The sequence below is a fragment of the Thiobacillus sp. genome (assembly GCF_018780105.1).
Classification (GTDB): Bacteria; Pseudomonadota; Gammaproteobacteria; order Burkholderiales; family Thiobacillaceae; genus Thiobacillus.
Genome location: NZ_JADMKC010000042.1, coordinates 1 through 22,444 on the forward strand (window position 1 = coordinate 1; position 22,444 = coordinate 22,444).

The 22,444-nt window shown below is 65.7% G+C and carries 19 protein-coding genes; 10 read left to right on the forward strand and 9 right to left on the reverse strand.

Going from position 1 to position 22,444, the window contains the following annotated elements; genetic code table 11:
• Nucleotides 1–71: 71 nt before the first annotated feature.
• A complete protein-coding gene (locus IV098_RS14580) occupies nucleotides 72–854 on the reverse strand; it encodes an MBL fold metallo-hydrolase (RefSeq protein ID WP_296890347.1) in 783 nt (260 codons plus the stop codon).
• Nucleotides 855–1,013: 159 nt separating this feature from the next.
• On the opposite strand from IV098_RS14580, the gene mnmE reads away from it, so the two are divergent.
• The 3 genes from mnmE to IV098_RS14595 all read left to right on the forward strand — a co-directional run bounded on the left by mnmE (nucleotide 1,014) and on the right by IV098_RS14595 (nucleotide 4,734).
• Nucleotides 1,014–2,342 carry a tRNA uridine-5-carboxymethylaminomethyl(34) synthesis GTPase MnmE gene (gene mnmE / locus IV098_RS14585; protein ID WP_296890349.1) on the forward strand — a complete coding sequence of 443 codons (1,329 nt, stop codon included), beginning with the start codon at nucleotides 1,014–1,016 and terminating at the stop codon, nucleotides 2,340–2,342.
• 103 nt (nucleotides 2,343–2,445) lie between these two features.
• Nucleotides 2,446–2,652, forward strand: a complete 207-nt coding sequence (locus IV098_RS14590) for an SHOCT domain-containing protein (protein WP_296890352.1) — start codon at nucleotides 2,446–2,448, stop codon at nucleotides 2,650–2,652.
• Nucleotides 2,653–3,033: 381 nt separating this feature from the next.
• A complete protein-coding gene (locus IV098_RS14595) occupies nucleotides 3,034–4,734 on the forward strand; it encodes a DEAD/DEAH box helicase (protein WP_296890354.1) in 1,701 nt (566 codons plus the stop codon).
• Nucleotides 4,735–4,800: 66 nt separating this feature from the next.
• Here the strand turns inward: IV098_RS14595 and lplT are convergent, their stop codons facing one another.
• From lplT to IV098_RS14635, 8 genes are all read right to left on the reverse strand, one after another.
• Nucleotides 4,801–6,006, reverse strand: a complete 1,206-nt coding sequence (gene lplT, locus IV098_RS14600) for a lysophospholipid transporter LplT (protein WP_296890355.1) — start codon at nucleotides 6,004–6,006, stop codon at nucleotides 4,801–4,803.
• 23 nt (nucleotides 6,007–6,029) lie between these two features.
• Nucleotides 6,030–8,693 (reverse strand): DUF2339 domain-containing protein, encoded by a 2,664-nt coding sequence (locus IV098_RS14605; protein WP_296890357.1) that lies wholly within the window; start codon nucleotides 8,691–8,693, stop codon nucleotides 6,030–6,032.
• Nucleotides 8,690–9,928: an amidohydrolase family protein gene (locus IV098_RS14610; RefSeq protein ID WP_296890359.1), complete on the reverse strand. Its 1,239-nt coding sequence runs from the start codon at nucleotides 9,926–9,928 to the stop codon at nucleotides 8,690–8,692. Before IV098_RS14610 ends, IV098_RS14605 begins: the two co-directional genes overlap by 4 nt.
• Nucleotides 9,925–12,066 (reverse strand): bifunctional acyl-ACP--phospholipid O-acyltransferase/long-chain-fatty-acid--ACP ligase, encoded by a 2,142-nt coding sequence (gene aas / locus IV098_RS14615; protein WP_296890361.1) that lies wholly within the window; start codon nucleotides 12,064–12,066, stop codon nucleotides 9,925–9,927. The genes IV098_RS14610 and aas overlap by 4 nt, the downstream gene beginning before the upstream one ends.
• The gene (locus IV098_RS14620) at nucleotides 12,059–12,409 is read right to left on the reverse strand and encodes a helix-turn-helix transcriptional regulator (protein ID WP_296890363.1); all 351 of its coding nucleotides are present in this window, start codon (nucleotides 12,407–12,409) and stop codon (nucleotides 12,059–12,061) included. Before IV098_RS14620 ends, aas begins: the two co-directional genes overlap by 8 nt.
• A 100-nt stretch (nucleotides 12,410–12,509) precedes the next feature.
• Nucleotides 12,510–13,067 (reverse strand): hypothetical protein, encoded by a 558-nt coding sequence (locus IV098_RS14625; RefSeq protein WP_296890365.1) that lies wholly within the window; start codon nucleotides 13,065–13,067, stop codon nucleotides 12,510–12,512.
• Nucleotides 13,064–14,191, reverse strand: coding sequence for a M48 family metallopeptidase (locus IV098_RS14630; RefSeq protein WP_296890367.1), 1,128 nt, complete (start codon nucleotides 14,189–14,191; stop codon nucleotides 13,064–13,066). The genes IV098_RS14625 and IV098_RS14630 overlap by 4 nt, the downstream gene beginning before the upstream one ends.
• Nucleotides 14,188–14,895 carry a hypothetical protein gene (locus IV098_RS14635; protein WP_296890370.1) on the reverse strand — a complete coding sequence of 236 codons (708 nt, stop codon included), beginning with the start codon at nucleotides 14,893–14,895 and terminating at the stop codon, nucleotides 14,188–14,190. The genes IV098_RS14630 and IV098_RS14635 overlap by 4 nt, the downstream gene beginning before the upstream one ends.
• Between IV098_RS14635 and pxpB the strand changes: the two genes are divergently transcribed.
• The 7 genes from pxpB to IV098_RS14670 all read left to right on the forward strand — a co-directional run.
• Nucleotides 14,894–15,574, forward strand: coding sequence for a 5-oxoprolinase subunit PxpB (pxpB, locus tag IV098_RS14640; protein ID WP_296890372.1), 681 nt, complete (start codon nucleotides 14,894–14,896; stop codon nucleotides 15,572–15,574). The genes IV098_RS14635 and pxpB overlap by 2 nt on opposite strands.
• A 171-nt stretch (nucleotides 15,575–15,745) precedes the next feature.
• Complete coding sequence (locus IV098_RS14645) at nucleotides 15,746–16,672, forward strand: biotin-dependent carboxyltransferase family protein (RefSeq protein WP_296890374.1); 927 nt, start codon at nucleotides 15,746–15,748, stop codon at nucleotides 16,670–16,672.
• Nucleotides 16,669–17,379, forward strand: coding sequence for a 5-oxoprolinase subunit PxpA (pxpA, locus tag IV098_RS14650; protein ID WP_296890376.1), 711 nt, complete (start codon nucleotides 16,669–16,671; stop codon nucleotides 17,377–17,379). The genes IV098_RS14645 and pxpA overlap by 4 nt, the downstream gene beginning before the upstream one ends.
• A gap of 38 nt (nucleotides 17,380–17,417) precedes the next feature.
• Nucleotides 17,418–19,304 (forward strand): ATP-binding cassette domain-containing protein, encoded by a 1,887-nt coding sequence (locus IV098_RS14655; protein ID WP_296890378.1) that lies wholly within the window; start codon nucleotides 17,418–17,420, stop codon nucleotides 19,302–19,304.
• Between the two features lie 99 nt (nucleotides 19,305–19,403).
• A complete protein-coding gene (mnmG, locus tag IV098_RS14660; RefSeq protein ID WP_296890380.1) occupies nucleotides 19,404–21,323 on the forward strand; it encodes a tRNA uridine-5-carboxymethylaminomethyl(34) synthesis enzyme MnmG in 1,920 nt (639 codons plus the stop codon).
• Entirely contained in the window at nucleotides 21,320–21,946 is a 627-nt protein-coding gene (rsmG, locus tag IV098_RS14665; RefSeq protein WP_296890382.1) for a 16S rRNA (guanine(527)-N(7))-methyltransferase RsmG, read from the forward strand. The genes mnmG and rsmG overlap by 4 nt, the downstream gene beginning before the upstream one ends.
• Nucleotides 21,943–22,444, forward strand: a 502-nt coding sequence (locus IV098_RS14670) for an AAA family ATPase (protein ID WP_296890384.1), incomplete at its 3' end; no start/stop codon positions are given. The genes rsmG and IV098_RS14670, both read left to right, overlap by 4 nt.

The window sequence follows — 22,444 nt, forward strand, 5'->3', positions numbered from 1 at the left end:
GAAACGCCCGCCGAACGATTTCACCAATCCGTTGCATCCACCGGTTGAATTCGCACCTGCTATGCAGAGATTCAAGCTGAAATGCGGTAGTTGTCCTGGGTAAACAGGTCGATTCCGCACTCCAGTTTTTCGATCCAGTCGAGAAATGCGTGGATGGCTACTTTTCCCTTGAAGTAGCAACCGTGCTGCGGCACCAGATAGTCCATCTCCAGGCCGCGCGCCATGTTGGCCCACAGACGGCACGCCTTGTTTGACACCATGTAGCGGCGATGAAAGCCTTCCATCCGGGGGATGTGCGCCTTGAATGCTTCGACACTGGTAATCGGCGTATTCACCTGATCGTGATGCACCAGCGACGCGCCCATGTCACCTGAAAACAGCACTTTGGCTTTTTCGTCGTAGAAGTGGAAATTGCCTTCCGAGTGCAGAAAGTGGGCGGGCACGATCAGCATGCGCGATGCGTTCAGCTGCAGCACCATCCCCTCGTCCGGCACCCCCACGATACGTCCCACGCTGCGGTCCTGCGTCGTGAAATGCGGCACGAAGCGGTCCCACAGGCTTGATACATAGAGCGTTGCATCCGTCCCGAACAGCCATTTGTTGAGCGAGGCCACAATGTCGGGATCCTGATGCGAGGCGAGGATGTATTTCAGTTTCTTGTAGGGAAAGTAGCGGCCCATCGCCATCAGAAGCGCGTTGTAGGTCATGTTCCCGGCGGGGTCGATCAGGGTCCCTTCGCCGTTCGAAATGACGAGAAACTGGTTCGCCTGCACGGCCGCACTTTTTTCGTCGTCCACCAGATCGTTGAAGAGCAGGCAGATGTGCTTGCCGTCGTTGTAGAGTTCGATCGCCATATAAAACACCAATTAAAGATACATGGGTCTTTATATCGGCGCTTCGGGCCCGAGCTTGAGTGTTCACCGTCACACCCGCAGACAGGCGCTAGAATCGGGCCTTCCTTTTTTCTTTGGCAGACAATTTTCGCTTCGCCATCCCCTAACCATGATCTGTTCATGACAATGCCAAATGATCTGATCGCCGCCATCGCCACTGCCCCCGGGCGCGGCGGGGTGGGCGTGGTGCGGGTATCGGGGCCGGACGTGGCGCCGCTGGCCCGGGCGATACTCGGTCGCGTGCCTGCGCCGCGCCATGCGACGTTCACGGCTTTTTTCGATGCCGATGGGTCGACGCTCGACGAGGGCATCGCGCTGCTGTTTGCCGCGCCGCATTCGTTCACCGGGGAGAACGTGCTGGAACTGCAGGGTCACGGCGGGCCGGTGGTGCTGAATCTGATCCTGCAGCGATGCTTGCAACTGGGCGCGCGTTTGGCCGGTCCGGGCGAGTTCACGCGCCGCGCGTATCTCAATGGCAAGCTGGATCTGGCGCAGGCCGAGGCGGTGGCCGACCTGATCGACGCGGCGTCGACCGAGGCGGCGCGTTCGGCGGTGCGTTCGCTGTCGGGCGCATTTTCGGCGCGGGTGCACGAATTGCTGGAAGGGCTGACGCGGCTGCGCATGCTGGTGGAAGCGACGCTGGATTTTCCCGAGGAAGAAATCGATTTTCTGCAGCAGGCCGATGCGTTCGGGCGGCTGGATCGGATCGAGGCGGCGCTGGCAGCGGTGCGTGCGCAGGCGCGTCAGGGCGCGTTGCTGCGCGAGGGCCTGACGGTGGTGTTGATTGGCCAGCCCAACGTGGGCAAATCGAGTCTGCTGAACCAGCTGGCCGGGTTCGAGGCGGCGATCGTGACCGATGTGGCCGGGACGACGCGCGACACGGTGAAGGAGGCGATCCAGATCGAGGGCGTGCCGCTGCATGTCATTGATACGGCTGGCCTGCGCGAGACCGACGACGCGGTGGAAAAAATCGGCATCGCGCGGACCTGGGCGGCGCTGGATAACGCCGACGTGGCGCTGCTGCTGGTGGACGCGGCGCACGGTGTGGGGGCGGACGAGCACGCGATTCTGGCGCGGTTGCCGGCAGTGGCGCGGCTGACCATCCACAACAAGATCGACGCTAGCGATGAGCCGCCGCGTGCGGTGGGCGACGAAATATGGCTGTCGGCCAAGACCGGTGCCGGAGTGGAATTGCTGCGTAAAAAACTGCTGGCGGCGGCAGGCTGGCAGACGGCGGGCGAGGGTGCGTTCATGGCGCGTGCGCGCCATCTCGATGCCTTGTCGCGCGCCGCGACGCATGTGGCGGCAGCACGGGCAGCGGTTGCCCAGTTGGAGTTGTTTGCCGAAGAGTTGCGCCTGGCGCAGGTGGCGCTGGCAGACATTACCGGTGAGTTTACGGCGGACGATTTGCTGGGCGAGATCTTCAGCAAGTTCTGTATCGGCAAGTGAGCGTGGTCTGGCTAGCGGGCAATCTACCGGCCTGGGGCGCGCCAAAAGCAAGCCCGAAACTGCTAGAGTTCAGGCTCCCCTTATCTATTTGAAAGGACACACCATGAACCGCATTCTCCTGTCTGCATCCGCGATGCTGCTTGCCCTGACCCTCAGCGGTTGCGGCGGCGACGAAACAGTCGTCAAGAACGTTTCCCAGCAGTCCACCGGGCAGCAGTTGCTGAGCCTGAAGGAAGCGCTGGACAAAGGCATCATCACGCAGGATCAGTACGAGCAGCAAAAGAAAGTCATCCTCAAGAACAGCCAGTAAGTCAGGGGTTCAGCGACAGGGGGATCGGCCCTTTGTCGCGGGGCGTCTGATGGATGCTTCAGAATCAGTGTTTTCTGATATACTTCGCTGAGTTGTGCATACAGCAAGTGGGCAGGTGATGTTTTAGCCGCCGTGCCTCGGGACTGTTCTCACAGCCCCATCGTCTTCGACCTCTCTATTGTGCCGCCCGCGCCTTGCGGGCAGTGACAAGTCTTGTGGTTGGCGCCGATGTGATCGACGCGACCCGTGGGCGTTCATGGATTGATCCTTTTGGATTCAGCCATCCAAACGCCGCTTTATATCCGGTTCGTATATTTGACCCGTCTGGTTTCGGACGGGTCTGGATAGCGCGTTTTTGTGCGCTCATTTAAAAGGTTAGTCATGCAATTTTCCGATCTGGGTCTTGATCCCATCATTCTTAACGCTGTTTCTGGCGCCGGTTACACGACCGCGACGCCGGTGCAGCAGCTTTCGATTCCTGCTGCCATGAAGGGCGGGGATTTGCTGGTGTCCTCGCACACCGGCAGCGGCAAGACCGCCGCCTTCCTGCTGCCCTCGCTGCAGCGTTTGCTGACCGACTCGCCCAGCAAAAGCATCGGCCCGCGCGTGCTGGTGCTGACCCCGACCCGTGAACTGGCCCTGCAGGTTGAAAAAGCAGCCATCACTTACGGCAGCGGCCTGCGTCGTTTCCGCACAGCCTGTTTGGTCGGCGGCGCGCCGTATGGCCTGCAGCTCAAACGTCTGAGCCAGCCGGTCGATGTGGTGGTGGCGACGCCGGGTCGTCTGATCGATCACCTGGAGCGCGGCAAGATCGACTTTTCGCGCATTGAAGTGCTGGTGCTGGACGAAGCCGACCGCATGCTGGACATGGGTTTTGTCGACGATATCCAGGCTATCGCCAAGCGCTGCCCGACCGATCGTCAAACCCTGCTGTTCTCGGCCACGCTCGACGGCGTGGTGGGCAATCTGGCGCGTGAACTGACGCACAATGCCGAGCGCATCGAGATCGAAGCGGTTCCGCACACCGAATCCAAAATCGAACAGCGCCTGCTGTACACCGACAACATGGACCACAAACAGCGTCTGCTGGACGCGCTGCTGCGCGATGTCGACATGACGCAGGCGATCGTGTTCGCTGCCACCAAGCGCAGTGCGGAAGAGCTGTCCGACATGCTGGCCGATAGCGGCTTTGCTTCGGATTCGCTGCACGGCGACATGCAGCAGAGCGCGCGCAACCGTTCGCTGCAGCGCCTGCGTGAAGGCCGTACCAAGGTGCTGGTCGCGACCGACGTTGCCGCGCGCGGCATCGACGTTGCCGGCATCAGCCATGTGATCAACTTCGACCTGCCGCGTCAGGCCGAAGACTACGTGCACCGCATCGGCCGTACCGGCCGCGCCGGCCGCACCGGCATCGCGGTGAGCTTTGCCGGCATGCGCGAAGGCGGGCTGGTGAAGAACATCGAGCGCTACACCGGCAACAGGATCGAAGTGCACACCCTGCCGGGTCTCGAACCGCAGCAGCGTCCGCAGAGCGGCGGCGGCCGTCCGGCGGGCAATGGCCGTCCGCGCACGAGCAATGGCGGCAACCGCAGCACGGGCGGCTTTGGCGAGAAACGCAGCTTCGGCGGCGGCGAGCGCAACCATTCGGCCGGTGGCTACGGCGCACCGCGTAACGATGGCGCACCGCGCGCCTACGGCGACCGTCCGCCGCGTGGCGACAACCAGGACAACCGTGACCGTGGCGCGCGCAGTGATCGTCCGCGTTCGGATGCCCCCCCGCGTGGCAATCGTTTTGATAATGCCGCACGGGGTTCGTTTGACAAGGCCCCGCGCACGTTTGCGCCGCGTGAAGGCAACCGTATCGAGCCCGAGCGCGCACCGCGTCCTGATGTCGACGGCAACAGTGTCGAGTACTGGAAGAAGCGCGAGAGCGAAGCCAAGGCGCGCCCCCAGGCACGGGCGTACGGTGACCGTCCTGCGCGCAACGCAAATCCCGGCGCAGGTCGCAGCTATGGCAGCGACAACCGTGGCCCGGGCAATGCGCCTGCGCGCGGCGGCGTGCGCGGGCGCTTCAAGGACTAAGCGACTCGCTTGATTCCGGCATGACGAAAAGGGCTCCATCTGGAGCCCTTTTTCATGGGCGGGCGTTCAGCGCGCAAGGCGCAGCCGGCCCAGCGCCAGCCAGCTCATCCCCAGCAGCATGAAGCCGCCGAACACGGCAACCAGTTGCTGTGCGTCCAGTGCGTAGTGCGAGATCGCGTAATAGACGCCCACCATCAACAGCATGAAACCGTTTTCGGTGAAGTTCTGCACCGCCAGCGCGCGCCCGGCGCCGATGGTTTCGTGGCCGGTTTCCTGCAGCAGCGCATTGAGCGGAATCGCGAAATAGCCGCCGGCCAGGCCGATCGCGCCCAGCAGCAGCGCGGTGGACACGATCCCGCCCTGAAACGCCAGCGCCAGGATCAGTGGCCCGAGCAGGACGCCGCCGAACAGCACGCGGTTGACGTTGGACAGCTTGACCAGCATGCCCGCCAGCGCCGCGCCGATGACGATGCCGATCGACACCACGCCCATCAGGTTGGCCGGGGTCTGGGTGTCGTCGATGAGCAGCGCGGCCGGCACCCAGGCGAACAGCAGCAGGCGCAGGGTGGCGCCGCAGGCCCAGAACAGGCCGGTGCCGAGCAGGGAAAAGCGCGCATCGGGAAGCCGGAACAGGGTTTTTACGTCGCTCCAGAATGCTTGCAAGAAATGCCAGGCGCGACCGTGCTGCAAGGCTTTTTCCGGCGGCAGTCTGGGGATGAAGAGATTCAGCAGCGAGGCCAGGCCGTACAGCCCGACCGCCAGCCACAAGGCCAGCTTTATGTCGTGGTCGGCGAGAAATCCGCCCAGCACCACGCCCAGCAGGATGGCGGCAATGGTCGAGCCCTCCAGCCAGCCGTTGGCCTTGACCAGTTTGGCCGGGTCGAAAAACTGCGTGAGGATGCCGTATTTGGCGGGCGAGTACGCCGCCGCGCCGGCGCCGACGATGGCGTAGCCGACCAGCGCGTTGCCGCCGGCCAGGATGTATGCGGCGCCGAGCAGCTTGATGCCGTTGGCCAGCAGCATTACCCGGCCTTTGGGCTGACTGTCGGCGAAGGGGCCGACGAAGGGCGCCAGCAGGATGAAGGCGAACACGAAAAATTCCTGCACCAGCGGAATCATGCCGTTGCCGCCGCTTTCGCGGATCAGCGCCAGCACCAGGATGAACAGCACATTGTCGGCCAGCGCCGACACGAACTGCGCCCCCAGCAGGGCGAACATGGGGGCGGAGGCGAGCGGAAGGTGCAGCGAGAAAAAGTTACGTTCGGTGTTCATGGCGGAGTTCATTGTGGCTGGGTTCAGGCGGCGTGGTTTTTCGGCGGAGCGGGGGCGAAATAACCCGCAATCAGGATCAGGCCGCCCATGCCGAGCAGGGTGGCGGTGCGGGTGGCGAGGCTGGCTTGGCCGAGGTCGAGGAACAGCAGCTTGAGGCCGACGATGCCGAGCAGGCCGACGCCGGCAAACCAGGTTTGCCGTAGTTGGCGGCGCGAGCCCAGCAGCATCGCGGCGATGGCTGCGGCCGTCCACAGCAGCGACACGCCAGCCTGGAACAGCGCGGAATGCTGCAAGGCCGCGCCGCTGAACGCCACATCGAGGTAGTGGTGGGTAATACGCACCCACAGCGCCGTCAGCCACAGCAGTCCCAGGGCGCTCCATCCTGCCAGCCCGATGTGACCGCTGTACTGTCGCCAGCTAGGCGCGTTCAGGCGTTGCCACAGGCAGGCCAGCGCGACCAGGCTGATAAGGTCGAGCGGGTTGAGCAAGGGTAGATAGGGCAGGCTCCAGCGCCCGCTGAAGTTGAGGTTGAGCAGCGCCACGCCGAGCGCCAGCCCGGCGGCCAGCGGCGCGGGTGCAACCCGGTCGTACAGCGACGCGAGCCCGGCCGCCGGCCAGACTTTGTGTTGCTGCAACTGGCGCAAAGCCAGCAGGCCGAGACACAGCACCGCGAGGATGGCGACCGGCGCCCACAGCGGGGTGGCGGGCGCGAGCCGCTCGGCCTGCCAGCCGGCTTCGAGCACGGCGGCCAGCATCAGCATCCAGAACAGTGCCAGATGGCGGGCGTGCAGCCAGTCGTTCAGGCCTGCGGATTGCTGGCGATGCAGCATCCAGTAGCCGGCGCCGAAAGCGAGCGGCAGGGCGAGCGCCATCCAGTGCGCGAGCGGGTGGCCGCTGTCGCCGGTTGCGGCGAGCAGCGCCAGCAGGGTGACCGGCCACAGGACGAGGGCGGCGTAGCGTCCGCGGGTCCAGTCGAGGCGGGCCGCGAGGGCTTCCAGCGCGACTGCACCGGCGCTCATCCACAGCAGCACCGCGCCATATTCCTGGCCGCTCGGCAGCAGGGCGCTCGCCTCGTTCCAGCCCGCCAGCAGCCACCAGAGCACAGCCCAGCCGAGGGCGATGCCCTGCAGCAGCAGCGGGCGCGCGTGCCGCTGCAAACGCCAGGCGCTATAGCCGCCGGCCAGCGCCAGGGCCAGCGCGCCGGGGAAGAAATCGTTGAGGAACGGGGTGGCCGTGTCGTGCCAGGCATGCGCGTCGAGCAGCCGCAGCGCGGCCAGCCCCTGAATCGCCGTGCCCGCGAGCAGCGCCAGCGGCCGCTGGCGCGACAGGCCGAACGCCAGCACGGCCGCGCCCTCGAGCGCCCAGAATACGGCGGTGACCTGGGCGCCGAAGTACAGCGGGATCGCCACGGTGAGGCAGGTAATGGCCAGCGCGACAAAGGCGCGCGGCAGCACCGGGTTGTCGCTGGCGCGGGTGAGCGCGGCCAGCCCCAGGTAATACAGCCCGGCCAGCAGCGCGGTCAGCGCCAGATAGTCGCGTTCGTAGCCGAGCGACCCCTGCACCATCGCCGCCACGGCGGGCACGCCGAACAGCAGGGTGCCGTCGAGCCAGCTCCGGCTGGCGGGCTGGCGGTAATGCGCGAGCAGGGCGGGGGCCAGCGTGTACAGCACAAAAAACGCCAGCAGGAAGGCTTCGATGTCGGCGCGGAACGCCGTTTCATAGCGTGCCAGCGCCCAGGCCAGGCCGAACAGCGTGGTGAGGAAGAAGCCGAGCAGGTTCAGGCTGCGCCAGCCGGTGCGGCTGCTGATCGCCACGATGAAGAGGTCGAGCAGCAGGAAATGGCCGAACAGGATCCGGTACTGGTTGCCGCCGCTCGACGCCAGCGCGGGCGCGAAGAACGCTCCGGCCAGACCCAGCCAGGCCAGCGCTTCGCTGTTCTGCCGCATCGCCAGCAGCGCGCAGCTCACGCCGAGCAGTGCAAACCCGGCAAACGCGAGGGTGGCATCGAGGTAGCCGTAGCGCGCAAAGGCGAAATACAGACTCAGGTACAACAGCGCAAAGCCGCCGCCCTGCACGGCGAAACCGAAGGCTTGCAGGACATTCTGGCGCGCGCGGTTGTGGCCGAAGGCAATCAGCGCGACACCCGCCAGCGCCGCCAGCAGCAGCCGTACGCCGGGCGGGAACAGGCCGTAGTCGGCCGCCATCTTGAGGCCGGACGCGGCGCCGAAAAACAGCAGCACGACGCCTGCCTTGGCTAGCAGGTTGCCGCTCAGCAGGCGGCTGATCCAGGGGTTGGGCTCGCGTGGCCACGCAGGATCAGCATAAGTGGGCGCTGACTTCGATGGCGTGGGCGAGTGAGCTGGCCGGGGCAGGGCGGCGGCGGGTTCTTCCGCTGGCGGGATGGCTGCGACGGTGGCGAGGGGCGGGGCGGGTTCGGCGGCCGGCGCCACGCTCGCTGCTTCGGCGGGTTTGATTGCGTCCGCTGCGGCGTCCTCGTGTTCGAGTCGGGCCAGTCGCTGTTCCAGCCCACGCAGGCGTTTTTCAAACGCCAACTCGCTGCGCCGGCTGCGCGACAGGCGGCTGGCCATGCCACCGAGAATCGCGCCGAGCAGCAGGCCGCCGCTTTGCTGCAGCAGCAAAGCGCCGCCGATGGCGCCGAGGATGACCCATAGCCATAGCCAGTTCATGTCGAGACGCCTGTTGTCCGGTCGAAGAATGCGCGTGTTTCAAAACAGCTGGCTGCGAATTTGTTGCCATTCCAAGTAAGTGAGCGCTTCATTACAAAGTCAAATAGCAGCGGATTGTGACGACGAATCGCATGCAGCACCTCGGCCTCGTCGGCTTTCAGCAGGCCCGCGCGCACGAGTTCCTTGAGCAGATAAATCGGCAGGATGCCGGGCAGCGGGTAGTCGGAGGCGTTGAGCAGACGCGCCTGCCAGCTGGCGTTTTCCAGCAGCGTCGGCAGGATGCGGTAGCGGTGGAATTGTGGAATCGCGGACAGGTCGCCATACAGCTTGACGCCGATCGGCTCGTTCATCAGGCGGGTGAACAGCGTAAAGCTGGACACCTTTCCGGCCTGGTCTCCGGCATCCCAGTCGCGGTCTTGGCCCAGCGAAGCGCAGTGCGCGGCGACCACGCGCACCCTGGCGGCCAGCGGTCGCCGTAAGTGCAGCGGGTTGTTGTGATCCTGGCTGTGGCCTTCGCTGTTGACCGACAGCTCGGTGCCGGTGTGGACGATCAACGGCAGGTCATGCTTTTTGAGTGCGGCGTAGAACGCATCGCATTGTGCAGAGGCCGGATGGATGCCCATGGCCGAGGGCAGCCATTTCACGGCGCGCGCGCCGTCGCGGATGCACTGCTCCAGATGGGCCACTGCGTTGCTGCGATAGGGGTGGATCGAGGCGACCCATTCGAAGCGTTCCGGGTAGGCCTGCGCCAGTGTGCGTACGTAGGCGTTGGGCACGTGGATGCCGGTGTGGACGTCGTGGGCGTGGCCGCCGTCGTCGTGAAACTGCTCCATGGCGTAGAGCATGAATTTCACCCCCGGCGGAAACGCGGTGGCGAGGTGCAGCAGTCGGTCGAGATAGGCGGCATCGACGCCGCTGTCGCCGGACGCGCAGGCCGCATCCATGAACACGCGTTTCTGCGTATACAGCACCGGATGCGCCAGACTATCCATCGCCGGGTTGACCCGCATGCCGCTGCCGCTGTCGCCGGTACCGGCGACGTGCACGTGCATGTCCCACACCCGGGCCGGGTCGAGTCCCGCCCAAGCGGCGCGCACCAGCGGATGATTGGCCAGCGCCTGCGGCAGGCCGGGCAGGCAGGGATTGCGCCATTCGCCGTCCGGCCACCAGCGGCTGCCGGCCCATGCCGCGGCGCCAACGCCTGCCAGACTCAGCAGAAAAGTGCGCCGTTTCACGCGGTGGCCGCCAGCGTTTTCAGCATCTGGTAGTCGGTCTTGCCGGTGCCCAGCACGGGCAGGGCATCGAGCAGGCGGATGGCGCGCGGAATGGCGATTTCCGGCAGCCCGTGTTCGCGCGCGGCTTGCTGCAGGTGTTCGCGGCTGAGCGCCGGGTCGGTGCTGAACAGGATGATGGCTTCGCCGCGCTTTTCATCCGGCACGCTGGTGGCGGCGTGCGGGTGCGCGGGCGAGGCGGCGACGGCGAGTTTTTCCACCACTTCGAGCGACACCATTTCGCCGGCGATCTTGGCGAAGCGCTTGACCCGGCCGAGGATGCGCACGAAGCCTGCGGGGTCGATCTCGACCACGTCGCCTGTGTTGTACCAGCCGTCGCCGGCCTCGCTCGCCGGCGGCTCCAGCCGGCCCGGCGCCTCGAAGCGCAGGTAGCCCGACATGAGGTTGGGCCCCTGCACATGCAGCATGCCGCCGCGCTCGATGCCGGGCACCGCGATCACCTGGGCGTCGATGCCCGGCAGCAACTGGCCGACGCTGCCGGCCTGATACGCCAGCGGCGTGTTGACCGCCAGCACCGGCGCGGTTTCGGTGGCGCCGTAACCTTCGAAAATGCGGATGCCGAATTTTTCGACCCAGGCCGTGCGCACGCTGTCGGCCAGCTTTTCCGCGCCGGCGATGACGTAGCGCAGCTTGTGGAAATCGTAGCCGTGGGCATTTTTGGCGTACTGGCCGAGGAAGGTGCTGGTGCCGTAGAGCACGGTGCAGTTGCGGTCGTAGGCCAGTTCGGGGATTACCTTGTAATGCAGCGGCGTGGGGTAGAGCACCACTTCGGCGCCCGACAGCAGCGGCAACAATGCGCCGCCGGTCAGGCCGAAGGAATGGAACAGCGGCAGCACGTTCAGCACCTTGTCGGCCGGGGTGATGTCGATCACCGCGCGGATCTGCGCGACGTTGGCGAGCAGCGCGCGGTGCGACAGCACCACGCCCTTGGGCTTGCCTTCGGTGCCGGAGGTGAACAGCACCACGGCGGGCTGCTCGGGGTCGCTTGCGCGGATCACGCGGCGCGGAAACAGCACGGCCAGCGCGATCCACAGTTTGTCGCTCAGCGTCGTCTGCGTGCGCAGGTCTTCCAGATAATGCAGTTGGATGCCGCTCAAGGCGGCGAGAACCGGTTCGAGCTTGGCTTTCTCGATAAAGGCGCGCGAGGTGATAAGCGTGTGGATGCCGGCCGCGTGGCAGGCCGACTGCATGCCTTCGGCGCCGGCAGTGAAATTGAGCATGGCGGGAACGCGGCCGCCGGTCTGCAGACCGAGCAGCATGCCCAGCGTCGAGGCGGCGCTCGGCATCAGCACGCCGACCGTCTCGCCGGGCTGGGTGAAGCGCGCAGTCAGGCGCGCCAGCGCCAGCGCCATCTTCAGCGTGTCGCCATAACTCAGGCGCGACGGCTTCATGTCTTCGAGGCAGGGGCGCTTGCTGCCGTAGATCGCCACCGCATCGAGGAAAGCGGCCGGCAGGGTTTGCCGTGGATGCGAGGCAAACAGCATGTGCTGCATGATCCTGCGCATGTGCTCGCCGGTTTCCTGGCGGCGGGCTTTCGCCGTGAGCCCATTCAGCGCCGGGATGCTGACGGCGGGCTGGATCGACAGAGTCAGGCGCGGCAGCAGCGATTTCGGATAATTACCCGACACCCGACTGAAATAGGTGCGCGACGCGCCGTCGATGCGTACCGGCACGACGGTGGCGCCGGTGCGCGAAGCGGCAAAGGCCGGGCCATCGTAGACCTTCATCAGGCCGCCGGTGGTGGTGATGCGGCCTTCCGGGAAAATGACCACCGGCCGCCCCGATTCCAGCAGCTTGACCACGCGGCGCATCGCCAGTGGATTGGTCGGGTCGACCGCCAGATAGTCCACCAGTGCCAGCACAGCCTTGAACAGCGGCTGCCGGGCGATGTCGGTGTTGACCACGAACACCGGATCCAGCGGCAGGAACAGGCCGAGCAGCATGCCGTCGAGAAAGGATTCGTGGTTGGCCACGATGAGCAGACGCTGGCCGGGCTGCGGCGGCGGCAGGCTGCCGCGGCGCTGGACGCGGAACAGCAGGCTAAACAGGGTTTTCAGCAACAGCTTGATGGCTTTACGCATGGTCAGTTTCCAGATTCAGGTTTTGTTCCGGATGCAGGGTTTGGATATAGGTGCGCAGCGCGTCGAGTGCCCACTGCAGGCGGCTTTCGTCCAGCTGATACATAACGGAGCGGCCGGACTTTTCTGCAAGCAGAATGCCGGCGTCGCGCAATACGCCGAGGTGGTGCACCACCGCGGTTCGCGATAGTGGCAGCGCGTCGGCAATGTCCTTGATGGACAGCCGTTCGTCCGGCTCGAAGGCCAGCAGGATGCGCTGCCGCCAGTCGTCGCCGAGCGCGGTGAAGACGAGTGCGACCCCCGACCACTCGGGGGGCATGCCTTGGGTGATGTAATGGGTTTTCATGACAACATAATTAGTTATGTAGTCATGAGTGTCAAGTGCCGTTCGTCGGCGGGTAAGGGCCTGTTGCCGCTATTTTCGCGCCGGCGACATCACGAGTGTGTCACTGCATCCGCACACTCGCCGCCATCGCCTCGAAATCGGGCAGGCTGCGCTGGAAATAGACGATGCCCGGTGCTTCGTATTGCAGGGTCAGCCGGCCTTTGGTGTCGACCATGGCAATCATCAGGCGCTCGATCGGCAGGCCGCGCTCGTTCCTGTAGCGGATGTGCAGGCGCACGGCGGGCTGGCCGCCGAGGGTGGCGGGGGTGTTGGCGATCACTTCGAGGTTGGCGGTGGCGTTGGTGCTGCGCCACTCGGCGAGGGCGAGTTCGGCCAGTTCGTGCGGCAGCATGTCGGCGTTCGTGGTGCGCTTGGTGCGCGGCAGTTTGGCGTCGTGCGGTTTGCGGTAGATGACGATGGCGTTGAGCGCGGGGCCGTCGCGCGTGATGAAGGTGCCGTTGCTGCTGTCGGTGGCTTTGACCCAGCCGAGCGGCAGTTCGACCGTGTAGTCGCTGCTGCGGGTTTCGACGCGGCTGGCGGAATCGACCCGCGCCCATGGGGTGCAGGCGGCGAGGCTGGCCAGCAGGAGGGCGGAAAGCAGGATGCGGTGCAGGGTCATCGGTCAAGTGTCTTCAGGTAATGCTCGATATGGCCGCGGTCGGCGGCGTCGGGGGCGAGCTCGAGATAGCGTTGCAGCAGGGGCGCGGCGGCGGCCTTGTCGCCACGTTTGTAGAGCTGCAGGCCCAGTGCGCGGTAGGGCGGGGCGAAGGCCGGCGCGGCGTCCATCGCGCGGCGGTATTCGGCTTCGGCGAGCGCGGGGTCGCCCGCTTCGCCGCGCTGGCGGTAGGCCTCACCCAGGTAGTAGGCGGCTTCGGGGGGATAGTTGCTGCGTCGTGCGGGGTCGCCCAGCACGAGGATGAGCTGCTTGTAGCGGTAGGCGGCGAGGTCGGCGTCCAGCGAGGCGAGCCGCAGCGCGGCGGTGGTGTCGAGGTAGCGTTCGCGTGCGATTTCGCCACCGCTTGCGTGTTTCGACAATTCGCTGAAGCTGTCGATGCGTTCCTGCAGGCGCGGGTGGCTGGCAAAAAAGAAAGGCTCGTCGATGTCCTCAGCCTTGATCTCGGCCAGCAGATGTTCGAAGGTGTGCACCGATTCGCGCGGGTCGTAGCCGGCGTCGACCAGGCGCTGGTAGCCGATGGTGTCGGCTTCGCGTTCGTGCTCGCGCGAATAGCCGAACATCGACGACAGCGCGGCGAGATCGCCGACCAGCGGCACCCCGAGCATGGCTACGACCAGCGCAAAGGCGCTGGCGTTGCGGGCCATTTCGGCCTGCTGCAGCGAGTGGCGGTGGGTAAAGTGGGCGCCTTCGTGCGCCATCACGGTGGCAAGCTGGGCCTCGTTCTGGAAACGGGCGACCAGGCCGGCGTTAACGTAGACGCTGCCGTTGGGCAGGGCGAAGGCGTTGATCTGCTGGGCGTTGAGCAGGTGCACGCGCAGGCGGCCGCTGAATTCGGGATAGAGCCGGTCCATGATGCTCTGCAGATAGGCGGCGAGCACGGGATCGGCATTGATCTTGCCGGCGCGCGCCAGCGCTTGGTCGAATTCATCAGCTTCGCGCCACAGGCTGGTTTCCTCGGGTGCGCGCAGTTCGGTGTCGGCCAGGTTGGTCCACGGCGCCAGATCGGCGGCCGCCGGGGTGGCCAGCGCGGCCAGCAGCGCGAGGGTCAGCGCAGGCTTCAGCCTCATTTTGCCGCCGGCCAGGTGGCGTAGAGGTCGTGCATCAGGGCGTCGACGTCGGTGCGGGTGCGACTGTCCATGGTGGCGCTGCTGTCGAAGCTCATCCACAGCACGTCGCCGGTGGTGAGGTCGACGATGCCTGCGGTGATGAAGGATTGCCCGAGCGGCATGATGACGCCCAGCGCCAGTCCGGCGATGAAGGCGGCGCGCCGCCCGCCGGATGAAATGTAGTCCGAACCCAGCACGATCAGGGCGGCGTCGGCGCCGCTCTGCTCGCGCAGAAAGGCGAGGCCGGGGCCGAGGGTGTAGTCGAATTCGTTCTGCTTGTGCGCCCAGGCGTCCTGGTCGCCGCGTCCGTAGACGAACACCGATTGCGCGACGCGCTCATACAGGCCCATGTGGGCTTCGAGCTGGTCGCTCAGTTGCGGGTCGAGTGCAGGAGCGGGCAGCAGTTCAAAGCCGGCTTCGTGCGCCAGACGGTTGGCGGCGGCGACGAGATTGTCGCGCGCGGTGGCTTCCCAGTCCGCCATGCGGGTGGGCACGCCGCCGGCCGAGAGTTCGTAGACGAATACCTGCGGCGGCAACAGCATGACTTTTTTCGGCCGGGCGGCCGAGCTTTGGGCGAGCGCCGGATTGACTGCGCTCATGGCCGCAAGCGCGGGCGTTGCCAGTACACTTGCCGCCACCAGAATCAGCGCGAATAGGGTTCGCATGACACATCACTCCGAGAAGGGGCTTCACCCTAGGACAAACCCGGAAGCCGGTCAACCGCCTGTCGGCGCAGCCTGGCGCTGGGTCAGCGAGCGCGGCTTGCGGCTGGCGACAGGCGAGGCGACGCTGGCGCGTTATGCCGCGTTGCGCGCGCTGACGCTGCCGGAAATCGAGGACATCATTCCGGCCGACGGCTGCGTGCTGGTGGTGCTGCGCCGGGGCGAGACGGTTTCGCCGCGCTTGCGGCAGGCACTGGCCGTCGATTCGGCACCCGCGCCGCAGGCAGGCAGCCGCCTGCACGAGATCGTCGTCGAGTATGGCGGCGCGGCGGGCCCGGACCTGCCGGCGCTGGCGCAGCGGGCGGGGATGGATCTGACTACTTATATAGAGGCACATGCTGCGGTGGAATACACGGTGGCTTTTCTGGGTTTTCAGCCCGGCTTCCCCTATTTGCGTGGTTTGCCGTCCCGGCTGCACGCACCGCGGCTGGCTTCGCCGCGCGTGCGCGTGCCCGCCGGGAGCGTGGCGCTGGGCGGCGGCTACTGCGGGATCTACCCGGCCAGCGGCCCGGGCGGCTGGCAATTGATCGGCCACACCGAGGCCGTGTTGTTCGATCCGCAGCGCGACGCGCCCGCCTTGCTGCAGCCGGGCGACCGGGTGCGCTTCGTTCAACCCGGATAATTCATTAGGACGCGCGATGATGGCGAGACGGTTTGCGAGGCAGTTTTGTTGCTTGGGAGAAGCCCATGGTTGTTCCATGGGCGCCGAGCAAGCGGCAAAAATGACCGCAAAGCGGCCGCCAGCGCGCGCGTAGGCTCGAAGAGCCGCCTGATGGATTATCCGGGTTCAAGCATGATTGAAGTTGTCCGCGCCGGCCTGTGCGATCTGGTGATGGATCAGGGTCGCCCCGGCCATGCGGCGCTCGGTGTGCCGGCCGGCGGCGCGGCGGACCCGGCGGCTTTGGCTGCGGCCAATCGGCTGGTGGGTAACCCGGCCACGGCCGCGGGGATCGAGATTGCGTTCGCCGGCCCGGCGTTGCGTTTTCCCACCGGCGGGGTGGTGGCGCTCACCGGCGCGCGCTTTGCGGCCCGCCGCAGCAGCGGCGCGGCGGTGGCATGGAAGCAGACGCTGGTGCTGGCCGCCGGCGAAACCCTGACGCTGGAGCTGGCTGAGGACGGCGGTCGTTGCTGGCTGGCGGTGCGGGGCGGGCTGGCGGTGCCGCCGGTGATGGGCAGTCGCAGCACTTTTTTGCCCGCGGGCTTCGGCGGATTTCAGGGGCGGGCGCTGCAAAACGGCGATTCCGTGCCTTGTGGTCTGGTACAGGGTGAAGTGAAGTGGTTGCGCGCAGAACCGCCCGCCAGCCTTGCTACGGATACGGCGGGGCCGCATTGCCTGCGGGTCGTTGCCGGGCCGCAGGCAAGCTGGTTCGACGATATCGGACTGGCGGCATTTTTTACCGCGACGTATCGGGTGGCGGCGGCATCCGACCGGCGCGGCGTGCGTTTGCGCGGGGCTCCGGTGTCACACAGCCAGTGGGTGCTGCCGTCGCAAGGCGTTCTGCCCGGCGCAGTCCAGGTCCCGCCGGATGGCCAGCCGATCATTCTGGGCTGGGATGGCCCGGTGACCGGAGGCTATCCGGTCGTCGCCGCCGTGATCGCGGCCGACTGGCCGCAACTGGCGCAACTGAAGCCGGGCGACGTGGTGCGGTTTGAAACGATCGCTGGCGACGCGGCTCAAATACTCGCCAGGCAGGCCTGGAATATTGAGGAGTTGGGATGATCGAACTGAATGCGGATATCGGGGAAGGCCATGACGACGCCAGCCTGATGCCCTATCTGGATCGGGTGTCGATCGCCAGCGGCGGACACACGGGCGACGCGGCCAGCATGGCCGCCGCTTTGCGCCTGGCCGCCGACCATGGCGTTGCGGTGGGGGCGCACCCGAGCTATCCCGACCGCGCGCAATTCGGCCGGCGCGAACTGGCGGCGTCGGCCGGGGAGATCGCAGGCTGGGTGACGCAGCAAACCGAAATGCTGGCTGAGCAGGCGACGCGGCTGGGCTTGCACCTGGCGCATGTGAAGCCGCATGGTGCGCTATACAACGTGGCCGCGCGCGATGCCGGGGTGGCACGGGCGATCGCGCAGGCGGTGGCGGCGCTGGACCCGGCGCTGATACTGGTTGGCCTGGCCGGATCGCAGCTGGTTGCCGCCGGCCAGACGGCCGGACTGGTGGTGCTGCACGAGGCGTTTGCCGACCGCCGCTACCAGCGCGATGGCCGTCTGGTTTCACGTGAAACACCAGCCGCGCTGATCGTCGATCCCCTGCTTGCCGCCGCGCAGGCCGCGGCGCTGGCGCAAGGACTGGCGATCGACACCCTGGACGGCAGTCCGCTCCGGCTCAGCGCCGGCACAATCTGCCTGCACAGCGACACGCCCGGCGCAATAAAGATCGCCGAGGCCGTGCACGCCGCGCTCAAACGCGGATAATTCTGCGCTCACCGCTCACCGCTCACCGCTCACCGCTCATGCCCTTGCTCACTTTTGACCGACTCGAACTGGCCTATGGCCACCACCCGTTGCTGGATGGTGCGTCACTGGTGGTGGATGCGGGCGAGCGCATCGGCCTGATCGGTCGCAACGGCACCGGCAAGTCGAGCCTGTTGAAAGTCATTGCCGGCATCAACGCGCCGGATGCCGGCGATGTCTGGCGCAAGCCGTCACTGAAGCTGGCCTATGTGCCGCAAGAGCCGCAATTCCAGCCCGGCCACACGGTGTTCGAGGCGGTGGCCGAAGGGGTGGGCGCCGCGCAGCGCCTGCTGGCCGACTATCACGCTGCCGCCCACCGGGTGGCCGAGGGTGACATGGAGGCCTATCCGGAGTTTGAGCGGCTGTCGCACGAACTGGAAGTTCACGACGCCTGGCGTCTGAACAGCAAGGTGGAGGAAACCATGCAGCGGCTGGGGCTGGACGCCGACCGCACGGTCGAGACCCTGTCCGGCGGCCTGAAAAAGCGGGTGGCCCTGGCGCGCGCGCTGGTCACCGAGCCCGAAATGCTGCTGCTCGACGAGCCGACCAACCACCTCGACTTCGCCGCGATCGAGTGGCTGGAAGGCCTGCTCAACGAATACAAGGGCGCGCTGCTGTTCATCACCCACGACCGGCGCTTCCTGGACAATGTCGCGAACCGCATCGTCGAGCTGGATCGCGGCCAGTTACGCGAATATGCCGGCAATTTCAGCGCATATCAGCTCAAAAAGGCCGAGCAGCTGGAAATCGAAGAGGTACATAACCGCAAGTTCGACAAGTTCTGGAAGCAGGAAGAAGCCTGGATCCGCAAAGGCGTGAAGGCGCGGCGCTGCCGCGACGAGGGTCGGGTGCGCCGGCTGGAATCGCTGCGGCTGGTGCGCGAGGCGCGCATCGGTCATGCCGGCCAGGTCGGGTTCCAGCTGGACTCGGGTGAGCGTTCCGGCAAGATCGTCGCCGAGATGGATCACATCAGCTACGGCTACGACGACCGTACCCTGATACGCGACTTCAGCGGCGTCCTGTTGCGCGGCGACAAGCTGGGCTTGCTGGGACCCAACGGCGCTGGCAAGACCACGCTGATCCGCCTGATCCTCGGCGAACTGCAGCCGACCTCCGGCACCATCAAGCAGGGCACCAAGCTCGAGGTCGCGTATTTCGACCAGTTCCGCAACCAGCTGAACGACGAGGCCACCCTGATCGACACCATCGCGCCGGGCTCCGATTTCGTCGAAATCGGCGGTCAGCGCAAGCACGTGATCAGCTATCTGGAAGACTTCCTATTCCCCGCCGAGCGCTCGCGTGCCAAGGTCAGCGCCCTGTCGGGCGGCGAGCGCAACCGTTTGCTGCTGGCGCGGCTGTTTGCCCGCCCGGCCAACCTGCTGGTGCTGGACGAGCCGACCAACGACCTTGACATCGACACCCTCGAGCTGCTGGAAGAGTTGCTGCAGGAATACAGCGGCACGGTGCTGATCGTCTCCCACGACCGCACCTTCCTCGACAACGTCGTGACGCAGTCGATCGTGTTCGAGGGTGACGGCAAGTTGACCGAAATCGTCGGCGGTTATGGCGACTGGCTGGCCTGGAAAAGCCAGCAATCCCAGCCCCAGCCGGTCAAGGCCGAGGCACCCAAGCCGGCTGTATCCAAACCCGCCGCCAAGAGCAAGCTGAGCTTCAAGGAGGCGCGCGAGTTCGAAGTCTTGCCCGCGCTGATCCAGCAACTGGAAACCGAGCAAATGGACATCGCGGGACGCCTGGCCGACCCCGCGTTGTATCAGACCGACGCCAAGGGTGTGGCCAAATTGCAGGCACGCAGCGAGGCCATTGACGACGAGCTGCTCGAAGCACTGACGCGCTGGGAAGTGCTGGAAGCAAAGCAGGCAGGCTAAGCTGATGCTGGCGGCGATGGGCGCATGGATGTTACACGTGGAGTTTGGCATGTGGATGTTTCACGTGAAACAGACGCGCGCAGCAGGTAAAATGCGCCGATGAAATTTCCTGATTCTTTCGATGTGATCGTGGTCGGCGGCGGCCATGCCGGCACCGAGGCCGCGCTGGCGGCTGCGCGCATGGGCGTGAAAACGCTGCTGCTGTCGCACAACATCGAAACCCTCGGTGCGATGTCGTGCAACCCGTCCATTGGCGGTATCGGCAAGGGGCATCTGGTCAAGGAGGTCGATGCGCTGGGCGGCGCCATGGCGATTGCTACCGACGAGGCTGGCATCCAGTTTCGCACCCTGAATTCCTCCAAGGGGCCGGCGGTGCGCGCCACCCGCGCGCAGGCCGACCGGCTGCTGTACAAGGCGGCGATTCGCCAGCGTCTAGAAACCCAACCCAATCTCACGCTGTTCCAGCAGGCGGTCGACGACCTGCTGCTCGAAGGTGATCGCGTCGTCGGCGTGAAAACCCAGCTCGGCATCGTGTTCAGTGCGCGTGCAGTGGTGCTGACAACCGGCACTTTTCTCGCTGGGCTGGTGCATGTGGGGCTGGAAAACTTCGAGGCCGGGCGCATGGGCGACCCGCCATCGGTGTCGCTGGCCGCGCGACTGCGCGAACTGAGCCTGCCGGTGGGTCGGCTGAAAACCGGCACGCCACCGCGCATTGATGGCCGCACGATCGACTATGGCCGCACTCAGACGCAACCGGGTGACGACCCGGCGCCGGTGTTTTCCTTCATGGGAGAAGCGGGCATGCACCCCCAGCAGCGGCCGTGCTGGATCACCCACACCACCGAGCAGACCCACGCGATCATCCGCGGCGGGCTGGACCGCTCGCCGATGTATACCGGCGTGATCGAAGGCGTGGGGCCGCGCTACTGTCCGTCGATCGAGGACAAGATCACTCGTTTTGCCGACAAGGCCTCGCACCAGATTTTTCTGGAGCCGGAAGGCCTGACCACTCACGAGATCTATCCCAACGGCATTTCGACTTCGCTGCCGTTCGACGTGCAGCTCGCCATCGTGCGTTCGATCCCGGGGCTGGAAAACGCGCACATCCTGCGCCCTGGCTACGCCATCGAGTACGACTACTACGATCCGCGCAACCTCAAGGCCTCGCTCGAAACCAAGTCGATCAAGAGCCTGTTTTTTGCCGGCCAGATCAATGGCACGACCGGTTATGAAGAGGCGGCGGCGCAGGGGCTGCTTGCAGGTATCAACGCGGCCTTGCAGGTGCAGGAAAAAGACGCCTGGAGTCCCGGACGGCACGAGGCTTACCTGGGCGTGCTGGTAGACGACCTGATTACGCGCGGCGTGTCGGAACCCTACCGCATGTTCACCAGCCGCGCCGAATACCGCCTGCAGCTGCGCGAGGACAACGCCGACATGCGGCTGACCGAAATCGGGCGGGCGCTGGGGGTGGTCGACGACGCGCGCTGGGAGGCGTTCAGCCGCAAACGCGACGCCGTTTCACGTGAAACCGAGCGACTCAAGGCGACCTGGGTCAATCCGGCGATGCTGCCCGCCGAGACGGCGACGCGCCTGATCGGCCAGCCGATTGAGCACGAATACAGCCTGTTCGAACTGCTGCGCCGCCCCACCCTGAGCTACGCGCAGGTGCTGAGCTTGCCCGGTGGCGGCGAAGGGGTGGACGATGCCCGCGTCGCCGAGCAGGTTGAAATCGCCGCCAAGTACCAGGGCTATATCGACCGCCAGAACGACGAAGTCGACCGCCAGCGCGATCAGGAGTCTCTGCGCTTCCCGGCCGATATCGATTACAGCCTGCTGACCGGCCTGTCGATGGAAGTGCGCCAGCGCCTGCAAAAAGCCCGTCCGGAAACGCTGGGTCAGGCCGCGCGCCTGCAGGGCATCACCCCGGCAGCGATTTCGGTGCTCATGGTCTATGCCAAGCGTGGGTTCAAGCCCGACCCCGCGCCTTCCCCACCCGGATTGGCGAAGCAAAGCGCATGAGCCTGCCTGCTCAACTCGCTGCCGGTATTGCGGCGCTCGGCCAGACTTTGCCGGAAGGCGCGGAGGCGCGCTTGCTGGCCTATCTGGCCTTGCTCGACAAATGGAACCGGGTTTACAACCTGACTGCGGTGCGTGAGACCGAACGCATGGTCAGCCACCATTTGCTGGATTCGCTGGCGGCGGTGCCATTTTTTCAGGCTGAAGCCGTGCTCGATGTCGGCAGTGGCGGCGGCCTGCCCGGCATTCCGCTGGCGATCGCGCGCCCGGAATTGCAGGTGACGCTGATCGACAGTATCGCCAAGAAAACCGCGTTTCTGCTGCAGGCCAAGGCCGAACTGGGCCTCGCCAACCTGAAGGTGGTCACCAGCCGGGTCGAGGATTTCCGGCCCGAATCCGGGTTCGACGTCATCACCTCGCGCGCGTTTTCCGACCTCAGGGAATTCGTCACGCTGACCCGTCATCTGCTCAAACCCGGCGGCCAGTGGCTGGCGATGAAGGGCTTGATGCCGCACGAAGAGATCGCATCCTTGCCGGACTGGGTGAAAGTGAGCGCTAACCACGCGCTGCAGGTCCCGGGGCTGGATGCGAGCCGCCATTTGATCGTTCTGGAGCCTGTCGTATGAGTCGTATCCTGGCCATTGCCAACCAAAAGGGCGGCGTCGGCAAGACGACGACAGCGGTGAATCTTGCCGCGTCGCTCGCCGAACTCGGGCAGCGGGTGTTGCTGGCCGACCTCGATCCGCAGGGCAACGCGACCATGGGGGCGGGCATCGAAAAGCGCAGCGCGCTGCCGACGGTGTACCAGATCCTGCTCAATCAGGTGAGCGTGGCCGACGCGCGGGTGCGTTCCAATCCCGGTCATTTCGATGTGATTCCGGCCAACCGCGAGCTGGCGGGCGCGGAAATCGATCTGGTCAATCTGGAGCAGCGCGACATGCGCCTGAAGTCTGCGCTGGAGCGGGTGGCCGACGAATACGATTTCATCCTGCTAGACTGCCCGCCGACGCTGAACCTGCTGACCGTCAACGCGTTCGCGGCGGCCGAGTCGGTGCTGATTCCGATGCAGTGCGAGTACTACGCGCTGGAAGGGCTGACCGATCTGGTCGCCACCATCAAGAAGG